This window comes from Corallococcus sp. AS-1-6 (assembly GCF_020037015.1).
Taxonomy (GTDB): domain Bacteria; phylum Myxococcota; class Myxococcia; order Myxococcales; family Myxococcaceae; genus Corallococcus.
The window spans coordinates 349,619-359,885 of record NZ_JAIQDE010000007.1 but is presented as its reverse complement, the minus strand read 5'-3'; the positions used below and the strand labels follow the sequence as shown (position 1 = coordinate 359,885).

The window sequence follows — 10,267 nt, the reverse complement described above, 5'->3', positions numbered from 1 at the left end:
GACGCCCTCTCCAATCAGCTCGCCCACCGCCTGCGCCACCTCGGCGTCCGGCCCGGCCACGTCGTCGCCCTCTGCGTCGAGCGCTCACCCCTCCTCTTCGCCGGCATGCTCGCCATCCTCAAGGCCGGCGCCGCCTACCTCCCTCTGGATCCGACCCTTCCCGCGCAGCGCCGCGCCTTCATGCTGCGGGACGCGGCGGTCCAGGTCGTCGTGGGCCAGGAGCACCTCCGGGACGGCCTCTCCGACCTGCGGCTCGCATGGCTTGGCGTGGAGGAGGCCACCGGCACCGGCCAGGACGCGGAGACACCTCCGGAGTCCGGCGCGACGGCACTGGATGCGGCCTACGTCATCTACACCTCGGGTTCGACGTCCCACCCCAAGGGCGTGGTGGTCCCGCACCGCGCGCTGGTGAACTACACCCTGGCGGCCATCGAGCAGTACGGACTGCGCCCCGAAGACCGCGCGCTCCAGTTCGCATCCGTCAGCTTCGACGCGAGCGCCGAGGAGATCTTCCCCACGCTCTGCCGTGGCGCGACGCTCGTGCCGCGAACCGAAGCGATGCTCGAATCCACGCGGGCCTTCCTCGATGCCTGCCGCGAGCACGCCATCACCGTGCTCAACCTGCCCACCGCCTTCTGGCACGAACTGACCGCGGACCTGGGCAATGGCGCCACCGTCCTGCCGGACAGCGTGCGCCTGATCATCATCGGCGGGGAGAAGGCGTCCCCCGAGCACCTGGCCCAGTGGCGGCGTCAGGTGGGCTCCCACCCGAGGCTGGTGAACACCTACGGCCCCACGGAAGCCACCGTCGTCGCGACGCTCGCCGAGCTGGCGGAGGCCTCCGTGCCGGACGGCGCGGAGCTCCCCATCGGCCGGCCGGTGCGCAACGTGCGCGTCCACGTGCTGGACACGCGCCTGCACCCGGTGCCGGTGGGCGTCACGGGAGAGCTGTTCATTGGCGGCGAGGGCGTGGCCCGGGGCTACCTGGGCCGTCCGGACCTCACGGCCGAGCGCTTCCTCCCGGATCCCTTCTCCAGCGAGCCCGGAGCCCGCCTCTACCGCACGGGAGATCTCGTCCGCTGGCGGTCCGAGACAGGGCTCACCTACGTGGGCCGGAACGATCACCAGGTGAAGCTGCGCGGCTTCCGCATCGAGCTGGGGGAGATCGAAGCCCAGCTCCTCGCGCACCCGCACGTCCGGGACAGCGTGGTGGCGCCACGGGCCTACTCCGCCCACGACACCCGGCTGGTGGCCTGGGTCACGCTCCGGGAAGACGGCCCCACCGTCACGGAGGCGTCCGTGGAGGCCTCGCTGCGAGCGCACCTGGCGGAGCGGCTCCCCGCGTACATGCTGCCCTTCCGGATCCAGGTGCTGGAGCGGCTTCCGCTGACCGCCAACGGCAAGGTCGACCGCGCCGCCCTGCCGCTCCCCGAAGCAGGAGCCCCGGGCGAGACCCCGGAGCGACAGGCGCCACGCGACGCCACCGAACAGGTGCTCGCGGACCTCTGGAGGGAGGTGCTCTCCACGGGCGAACCGGACCTGCGCGATGACTTCTTCGCGGTGGGCGGACACTCCCTGCTCGCGCTGCGCCTGATGGGCCGCATCGAGCGGCGGCTCGGGGTCGCGCTTCCGCTGGACACCCTCTTCCACGCCCCCACGCTGGAAGCCCTCGCGCGGCAGGTGCGCGAACGGACACCGGGGCGCGCGTCCTCGCCCCGCGTGCTCCTGCGCCAGGGCGATGACGGGCCCCCGGTCTTCCTCATCCATCCCGTGGGCGGACACCTGCTCTGCTACCACGAGCTGGTCCGCCGCCTGCGCAGCCCCCGCACCCTCTATGGGCTCCAGGCCCCTGGCGCGGAGGGCGGTCCCGTGGAGCCCGCCACCCTGGAGGCGCTGGCGGAGCGCTACATCGAGCAGCTCCGCGAGGTCCAACCCACGGGGCCCTACCAGCTCGCCGGCTGGTCCGTGGGAGGCGTCATCGCCTTCGAGATGGCGCGGCAGCTCACGCGCGCGGGGCAGGAGGTGGCCACGCTCGTCGCCATCGACGCGCTGCCGGCGAGCGACGCGGATCGCGACGTCACCGAGGAGGAGCAGGCCGCCGAAGCCGCGCTCCAGCTCGCCCTGGACTCCGGGATGCCCGAGGCGCAAGCCCGGGAGCTGCTCGTCACGCAGGGCGTCTCCGGACTCCTCATGCACGTGCAGCAGTCCGCGGACCTCCCGGCGGAGCGCTCACGCGAGCGCGTCCAGCACATGCTCCAGCTCTTCCTGCGCAACGCGCGGGCCCACAACCAGTACCGCCCCCAGCCGCTGGCCGGCTCGATGGTGCTCATCGAAGCCCGGGAGCGACCCGCGGGCCTGTCCCCCTTCGCGGACGTGTGGAGGCCCCTCATCCAGGGCGCCCTCCACACCACGGTGGTGCCGGGCAGTCACGACACCGTCCTGACGGCCCCGAACGTGGAGTCCGTCGCCCGGGTGCTCGACGAAGCGCTGAGCACAGCGGAAGCCGCGGCCCCTCACCTCACCGCGGCGGAGCGGCGCGGACGGTAGACATGGTACGGGCCCTCCGTGGGCACGTACTCGTAGGCCTCGTCGATGCTCAGCAGCACGTTGTCCGTCCACGCCAGTCCGGGCGCGCCCGTGACGCGGGACCAGTCGTAGCCCCGGCCGCGCAGCTCCGCGAGCCGGGGCCGGATGTCGCGCTCGAACACGAGCCAGTCGAACGTCCCGGCGCGGAGCGGATCCGCGAGGACCCGCTCCGGCACCGCGCCCGAGCGCACCAGCGCCGCGCCCGTGAAGCGGTCGAACAGGTACGGCTTGCCCGACAGGAACCCCATCAGCCGGTCCTCGTAGAGCACCGGCCCGCGCGCCTCCCGCAGCAAACCCGCGTAGCGCGCGAACGTCGCTTCCGTCACGGGGAGCGCCTGGACGGTGGCGGCCGACTCCCCGAACCGGGTGCGGTAGTCCATGCCCACCGGAACGAGCGTGACCACCAGGCACGCCCAGGCGGCGCGGCGGCGCCAGGGCAGGGGCTGCCCCTGGAGGAGCACCGCCCCCAGGAGGCCCGCGGCCACGCTGGCGCCGATGAAGAAGTCGAACCAGGCGTTGACGTCCACGCCATCCCCCACGACGGCGAGCCCGCCCTCCAGCAAGGACGCGATGACATAGGCGAACACGACGTCCCACTCGCGCCGCCGCTCACGCCAGAGGGCCACCACCGGCAGCAGGAGCAGCCCCGCGCCGGGCGCCAGGAGCACCTCCCACGTGAAGGCCGCCCCATCCGCGAGCGACTTCCCGCGCGCGTGCTCCACCGCGAGGATGTTCGACAGCATGTCCCCGCCCGCCAGCGCGCCGCCCACCGCCCCCAGCGCGCCCATCCACGCCACGCCCCAGGCTGCGAGGTGGAGGAACAGCCGCCGGTCCAGGCGCAGCAGCACCAGCGCGAGCGCGAGGGGTGTCGCCACCAGCAGGTGCTTGACGAGCAGGCCCATGCAACACAGCAGCGCGAGCACGGCGATGTGCCCGGGCCGCAGCCGCTCCCTCCACCGCACGAACAAGTACAGCGCCCCCGTGGAGAAGACGTGTCCCAGCATCTGGGGCTCGTACATCCCCAGGTAGCGGTAGGCCGCGTGGCCTCCCACGGACACCCAGACCAGGGCCCCCAGCAGGGCCGGCCAGCGGCGCCCCGGCGCGAGCGCGGCCACCGTCGCGGCGATGAGTCCCCCCACGCCCAGGAACGCCAGCGCCGCCACGACCCGCCCGAGCACGAGCAGGTCCGGGGACAGGGGGCTCAGCGCCTTCATCACCAGGAACGACAACGGCGGATAGTTGACCGGCGCCAGCGGCAGGGACTCGAAGGGCAGATACAGCGGGCCACCGCCCACCAGCCGGACGGTATGCAGCGCGTTCCAGCCCTCGTTCGGCTCGATGGGGACGTGGAACGCCAGGCGCGCGACGGCGAAGAAGAGGAACGGCGCGGTCGGCGCCAGCAGGGCGAACGCCAGCAGGGCCAGCGCGCGCGCCGGGCGAATCGCACTCACGCGCGGGAGATGACGAAGGAGAACGGCTGTTCGGCCTTCGCGAAGTCCAGCCGGGCGACCGCGGAGGGGCTCGCGGCGGGCGCGAAGTCCACGTGGGCCATCATGTCCATGACCCGCCAGCGACTGTCGCTCTCCGGCTCCAGGAAGAACATCGGCTCGCCGTCGATGAGCACCGCCAGCCGCTCGTCGACGAACCGGAAGCACAACAGGCTGGTGAAGGTCTTGCGCAGGTCGGCCTGGATGGAGTCCGGCAGGCCCTCCAGCAGTTGCTCCAACTGCGCGGGCCCCGCCTCCAGCCTGCCGTCGAACTCCAGCCGGGACCGGAGCGCTTCGCTCGCCGCCGTGCGGCGCCGGACCTGGATGTCATGGGCGGCCAGGAACTCCGGCGGGAACAGCGAGAGGATCTCGTCGTTCACCTCGGCGCCCACCAGCAGGTGCACCCGCGTGGTGTCACCGCGGTTCTCCACCGAATGCAGTTGGCTGAAGTCCCCATACCAGAGCTCGCCCGGCTTCCAGACACACCGCTCCCCGCCAATGCGAAACACCACGTCGTCGTTGGTGACGATGGGGATGTGCAGACGGATGAGATCGCCGCTCCGGACGTCAAAGACATCCGTGTCCGAGTGCTCCCGGATGATGCCTCCCGGACGGATCGCGGAGATGCGGACCGAGCGCAGCGAGGCCTTGAAGCCCTCCAGCACCTCCCGGAAGTACGGCACGTGGTCCAGCAGCTCCGTGGAGCGGAAGGGCGCCAGGCTGTTGGTGCCCGCGCTGCCGTCATCCAGACGCCCGCCCCGGGAGACCAGCGGAAGCACATCCCAGTCCTGGTGCTCCGCCACGCCGCCATCCGTCTCCGGCACCCATTGGAAGCGCTCGCTCGCCGCCAGATCCCTGCGCAGCCGCTCCACGTCATAGGTCTTGTTCAAGCGCACAGCGACCGGACCGCTTCCCATTCATGTCTCCTTGCAACGGCCCCTGGAAGAGTGACACCGCCACGCTACCAGAGGTCGCGCCCGGGCTGTGGAGGGCCAGGCGAATCGTGTACCGTGCGCCCGCACCAAGCCATGCACGGAGCGACCACAGCATGAGCACCGAACGCCAGTTTGACTATTCAGCCCTGACGCAGCAGCGGCGCACCCACCCGCAGGCCCTCCAGGTCTTCAACAACGTCTTTGATGAGGCGTTGATCCACGCGGCCTACGAAGCGCTGCGGCCGCTGCCTCCGCTGCCCTCGGGGTTCTTCTGGGTGGACATGGAGCGGGTCATTGCCTACCAGCAGGGTGACGCGCGTCAGGTGGAGGCGCTGGCGGCCTATCTCCCCCGGGAGATTTCCACCCTCACCTTCCAATACTTCGTCCGGCTGTTGGACCTCATCCCGGAGGTCCGGCGCGACCAGGTGGCGGGCTTCGAGCTGTGGTTCCACAACCTGGGCGCCCCGGTGACGCGCGCGGCCTTCCACGTGGACCATGACGTCCCGTTGGCGGAGAAGACAGGCAAGGTGCACCTGCCTCTGTGGGGCACCGTCCTGTACCTGGGTCCCCAGAGCGGGCTCGTGGGCGGCGGCACGGTGTTCAACCTGGAGGAGCCCCTGTCCCAGACGCTCCTGGACAACTGCATGCGCTTCCACGACTTCGACGCGCTGTTCAAGCTGTCGGACCAGTGGGTGACGGTGCCCTTCAAACCCAACCGGTGCGCCGTCTTCCGGGGGACGCTCCCCCACTGCATCGCCGCCACCGAGCAGGTCTCCCCGGAGCGGCCCCGGGTGAACCTGCTGGCCAACCTCTGGGACCACCGCCCCAGCTTCGCCGACGGGCAGGCCTTCTGCCGCTTCTCCCCGGAGGAGTTCGCCCTGCTGGGCAGGCTCTCCCCCGCCCAGCACGCGGCGCTGGCGGAGATCGCCGGGACCCTGACGTCCGAGGACGACGTGACCCGGCTCTTCGCGCTGCTCAACAAGCTGCGCGGCTGACCGCGCCCGAGGCGGGAGCCCCGCTCAGGACGCCGCCACCGCGACGTCCTCCGGGGCCCGCTTCGCCTGGCGCCGCTCCCGGCGCGCCTGGTCCTCCGCGTGCAGCGTGTGCATGCGCCTGGCCGCCATCTGCGGGGTGAACGCCGGCGCCACGGAGAGGTAGCGCTCGCCTTCCCGGAACAGGATGCGCTCCTCCAGCCAGTGCGCCAGCACCTGCTCCACCTGGGCCCTGGAGGCGCGCCCCGTCTCCACGAACGCCTCGTCGATCTCCTGGCGCTGGCGGATCTCCGTGCAGTACAGGTACAGGTCCCGCTCCACCCCGCGAAGCAGCAGGGTCCGGGGCATGCCCGCGCGCCCGTCGTAGACGCGCAGGAACGTGCCCCCGTCCAGGTACGTCATCACGTGGCGGTACTGCGAGCCCCGGGCCATCTCATACGCCCGCATCCACACCTCGCACGCCTCGACGACGGCGCTCCAGTCGGACGTCCCCGTGCGCAGGTCGAACGACAGGTCGAACAGCGCGATGCGCTCGTAGACCTCCGCGGGCAGCCCCACCTTGTAGCAATCCGCGTTGCGGATGTTCTCCACGGGGAACTGGGCCCGGAGCGCGTCGAGCGTGGACCCGCGCCCCAGCCGGTAGGGGCTCAGGTCCAGCGGCTCGTAGCAGATGGCGTAGGACAGGAGGTTCTGCACCGTCTCCGCCACCTCCGCCTCCTCCGTGCCCGGGAAGTGGGTGATGAGGTTGGCGTAGTTGCGGATGTCCAGCTCGTGGCAGACCTTCATCGCCTGCAGGTTCTGGATGACGGTGGTGCCCTTGCCCACCCGGCGCAGGTACGACGTGGACAGGCCCTCGATGCCGAACTGCACGAACTTCACGCCGGCCTCCCACAGCCGCATGATCTCATACGGGTGGGCGTTGGCGCGCATCTCGTAGAACAGGGCGTAGTCGCGCTCGGTCGCGCGGATGCCCTCGGCCAGCTCCGTCAGCCCCTTCACCCGGATGATGTTGTCCAGGAAGAAGATGCCGGTGTTGCCGTAGCGCTCGCTGAGCGAGTCGATCTCCTCCACGAGCCGGCGGTTGCTCTTCTCGCGGTAGCCGTTCCACTGCACGTTGAGGTTGCAGAAGTAGCAGGTGTTCTTCGGGTTCCCGCTGCGCTTGGTGCGATCCCACCAGCACCCGCGAGAGCCCTCGATGGACAGCAGCCACATCACCCCGTGCTGCTCCGCCTTCGACGCGTACTCGTCGTAGTCGGGGTATGGCAGCTCGTCCATGTTGCCCACCTCCCAGAGCGCCGCGCCGGACGCGACGTGCTCCGCCGACCTGGGCGTCAGGAGGCCCTTCATGCCGAACAGGTCCCCCGTGCCGTACTCCAGCTTGCGCAGCAGCGCGAGGAAGGGCTGCTCCCCCTCGCCCTGGATGACGTAGTCCAGGAAGGGGTACTCCTTGAGCAGCGAGGGCCCGACCTGCGCGGACACCGTCGAGCCTCCCAACACCACGCGCACCTCCGGCGCGAGCGCCTTCAGCCTGCGGGCCAGGGACAGGTTCGCGAACAACTGCCCGAACGACGTCGTCAGCGCCACCACGTCGTAGCGGCCCGCGAGCGAGGCCGCGAGCGTGTCCAGGTGCCCATCCAACGTCGCGAGGATCCGGTCGAAGATGTGCTCGTAGGTGGGGTGCTCACCGAAGAGGGCCACCGGGAAGCGATCCACGTTGTCCCGCCGCCACGCCCCCGCGCGCGCCGTCAGTGACTGCACGAAGTATTCGCGGACCGCCTCCCGGCGCTCCGGATACATCTGGGGTGTGTAGAGCAGCTCCCCCAGCTCATAGGCATCCAGCGAGATGCCGTCATAGAGCGACGTGCCGAGCGTCACCGCCATGTCCAGGAACGCGGAGCAGGTCGCCACTTCAAACCCCGGCTCGTGCTGCCGGACATACGCCGCCAGCGCACCGAGCGCGGCGGACGGACGCTGGTAGGCGGACCATGGCAGGGCAATCAGGGCGACTCTCATGGATTCCTCACTAGCTTCGCTAGGCTTACTATCAACGCTATCCATGTTTGATTAGACTTACCAGCCGCATTCCAAGGAGTCCCCGTGAGCCCCGTCCCCCCTCTGGTCCAGCGCGCATCCCCGGGCGGCAGCCCGCTGCCGGAGGGGTGGACGGCGCGTACGGCCACGGCGGACGACCTCGACCGCGCCCACGCGCTCGTGGCCGAGGATCACCTCGACCAGTTCGGGGAGGTGGACTACTCGCGCGACGACATGGTGGAGGAGTGGAGCGAGCTGGATCCCACGCGCGACGCGTGGCTCGTCTTCAATCCCGCGGGAACCCTCGTCGGCTACGCCAAGCTGAACCCCCGCAAGCCGCATTGGTTCGAGTGCACGAGCACGGTCCACCCCGCGCACCGGCACCAGGGCGTGGAGGCATGGCTGGTGGATCGCATCGGGCAGCATGCCCGGGAGCTGCTCCCCCGCTCGCCCCCCGGCGAGCCGGTGCTGCTGGCGCACATCTTCAATGGCAGGAACGAGCAGGAGGCCCGGCTGCTGGAGTCCCGGGGCTATGTCTTCGTCCGGCGGTTCTTTCGGATGCGGGTGGAATGGAAGGCCCCACCACCGACGCGGGAACCGCCACCGGGCGTGGTGCTGCGCGTCTTCCGGCCGGACCGGGAGGCGGCGGCCCTGCACGCGCTGCACGAGCTTTCGTTCGCCGACCACTGGCGACACACGCCCGAGCCCTACGAACAGTGGTCGGCGGAGCTGCGCTCGGAGCGCTTCGATCCGACCCTCTGGTTCGTCGCCGAGGCGGAAGGAGAGCTCGTCGGCTTCGCCCGGGCCCGGGAGTTCTCTGAAAGCGAGGGGTGGGTGCGAGTGTTGGGCGTACATCCCCGCTGGCGACGGCGGGGGCTGGCCCAATCCCTGCTCCTGCGTGCCTTTGGCGAGCTTCATCGCAGGGGGCGCCACAAGGTGCTGCTGGGCGTCGACTCGGACGGCAGGAGCGGAGCGCTCCAGCTCTACGAGCGCGTGGGGATGCACCCCGTGCGCCTCATCGATGTCTATGAAAAGGACCTGGGCCTCCCGAGCCCATCCCAGGGGCAGACATGTCAGACATGACAAGCGAGAAACCGATGGATAAAGTGAGGTTCGCTTCTTCCTCAGGTGCCGCCCATCATGACTGCTTCCGCGCCAGTGAACCCCTGCCCGGTCAATTCCTTCAATGAATGGGATCCGCTCGAGGAGGTCATCGTGGGGGTCGTGGACGGCGCGCACGTCCCACCCTCCCACATCGCGTTGAAGGCAACCCTTCCCAGCGACCAGCTCGAGTTCTTCCAGAAGCAGGCCGGCAAGCCCTTTCCGCCCGAGCGGATCGCCGCGGCGAAGCAGGAGCTGGAGCAGTTGGTCCATCTGCTGGAGGCCGAGGGCGTGAAGGTGCGCCGCCCGGAGCCCATCGACCAACGCAAGCCTTTCGGGGCGCCGGGTTGGACGAGCACCGGGCTGTACGCCGCCATGCCCCGGGACGTGCTCCTGGTGGTGGGCAATGAAATCATTGAATCCCCCATGGCCTGGCGCTCGCGCTACGCGGAGACGTCCGCCTACCGCCCGCTCCTGAAGGAATACTTCCGCGGCGGCGCGCGCTGGAGCTCGGGCCCCAAGCCGGAGCTGCGCGACGAGCTGTATGACTACGATTGGACGGAGGGCCCGGAGGGAGGCCCCACCCGCTACGTCATCACGGAGTTCGAGCCCACCTTCGACGCCGCGGACTTCATCCGCTGTGGCCGGGACATCTTCGCGCAGCAGAGCAACGTCACGAACGCGTTCGGCATCGAGTGGCTGCGCCGCCACCTGGGCCCCGAGTACCGCATCCACGTCTTCGAGTTCGATGACCCGCATCCCATGCACATCGACGCGACGCTCGTCCCGCTGGCGCCGGGCAAGCTGCTCATCAACCCGGAGCGGGTCCCGAAGGTGCCGGACCTCTTCAAGGGCTGGGACGTGTTCAAGGCCCCCCGCCCCAGCATCCCGTCCGACCACACGCTCTACATGACGAGCAAGTGGATCAACATGAACGTCCTCATGCTCGACGAGGAGCGCGTCATCGTGGAGCGCAGCGACGAGCCGATGATCGCCTGCTTCAAGAAGTGGGGGTTCAAGCCCCTGCTCTGCGACTTCCGGAACTTCAACTCGTTCGGCGGCTCGTTCCACTGCGCCACGGCGGACGTGCGGCGGCGTGGCGTCCTCCAGTCCTACTTCTGAGGCCCCGCGCTGG

General features: G+C 70.1%; 7 protein-coding genes. 4 read left to right on the top strand and 3 right to left on the bottom strand.

The annotated features are described in order from the left end of the window. Nucleotides 1–2,547, top strand: a 2,547-nt coding sequence (locus K8612_RS13070) for an amino acid adenylation domain-containing protein (RefSeq protein WP_223762502.1), incomplete at its 5' end; no start/stop codon positions are given. Here the strand turns inward: K8612_RS13070 and K8612_RS13065 are convergent. After that, on the bottom strand, nt 2,514–4,037 hold the full coding sequence (locus K8612_RS13065) for a hypothetical protein (protein WP_223762501.1): 1,524 nt from the start codon (nt 4,035–4,037) through the stop codon (nt 2,514–2,516). The two genes, K8612_RS13070 and K8612_RS13065, sit on opposite strands and share 34 nt — an antisense overlap. Further along, complete coding sequence (locus K8612_RS13060) at nt 4,034–4,990, bottom strand: aspartyl/asparaginyl beta-hydroxylase domain-containing protein (RefSeq protein WP_223762500.1); 957 nt, start codon at nt 4,988–4,990, stop codon at nt 4,034–4,036. Before K8612_RS13060 ends, K8612_RS13065 begins: the two co-directional genes overlap by 4 nt. Nucleotides 4,991–5,121: 131 nt before the next feature. Here K8612_RS13060 and K8612_RS13055 point away from each other — a divergent pair, with 131 nt between their 5' ends. Beyond that, nucleotides 5,122–6,003: a hypothetical protein gene (locus tag K8612_RS13055; protein ID WP_223762499.1), complete on the top strand. Its 882-nt coding sequence runs from the start codon at nt 5,122–5,124 to the stop codon at nt 6,001–6,003. A gap of 24 nt (nt 6,004–6,027) precedes the next feature. Here K8612_RS13055 and K8612_RS13050 read toward each other — a convergent pair whose 3' ends face one another. Beyond that, nucleotides 6,028–8,013, bottom strand: coding sequence for a RiPP maturation radical SAM C-methyltransferase (locus tag K8612_RS13050; protein WP_223762498.1), 1,986 nt, complete (start codon nt 8,011–8,013; stop codon nt 6,028–6,030). An 84-nt stretch (nt 8,014–8,097) separates the two neighbouring features. On the opposite strand from K8612_RS13050, the gene K8612_RS13045 reads away from it, so the two are divergent. Both K8612_RS13045 and K8612_RS13040 read left to right on the top strand, forming a co-directional pair. Continuing rightward, nucleotides 8,098–9,114: a GNAT family N-acetyltransferase gene (locus tag K8612_RS13045; RefSeq protein WP_223762497.1), complete on the top strand. Its 1,017-nt coding sequence runs from the start codon at nt 8,098–8,100 to the stop codon at nt 9,112–9,114. A gap of 132 nt (nt 9,115–9,246) precedes the next feature. Beyond that, entirely contained in the window at nt 9,247–10,254 is a 1,008-nt protein-coding gene (locus K8612_RS13040) for an inosamine-phosphate amidinotransferase 1 (RefSeq protein WP_223762496.1), read from the top strand. The last annotated feature ends 13 nt before the right edge of the window (nt 10,255–10,267 follow it).

Bases quoted from the DNA above. Each gene is read 5' to 3' on its own strand.
- K8612_RS13060 (WP_223762500.1), bottom strand. From the start codon at position 4,990: ATGGGAAGCGGTCCGGTCGCTGTGCGCTTGAACAAGACCTATGACGTG.
- K8612_RS13055 (WP_223762499.1), top strand. From the start codon at position 5,122: ATGAGCACCGAACGCCAGTTTGACTATTCAGCCCTGACGCAGCAGCGG.
- K8612_RS13050 (WP_223762498.1), bottom strand. From the start codon at position 8,013: ATGAGAGTCGCCCTGATTGCCCTGCCATGGTCCGCCTACCAGCGTCCG.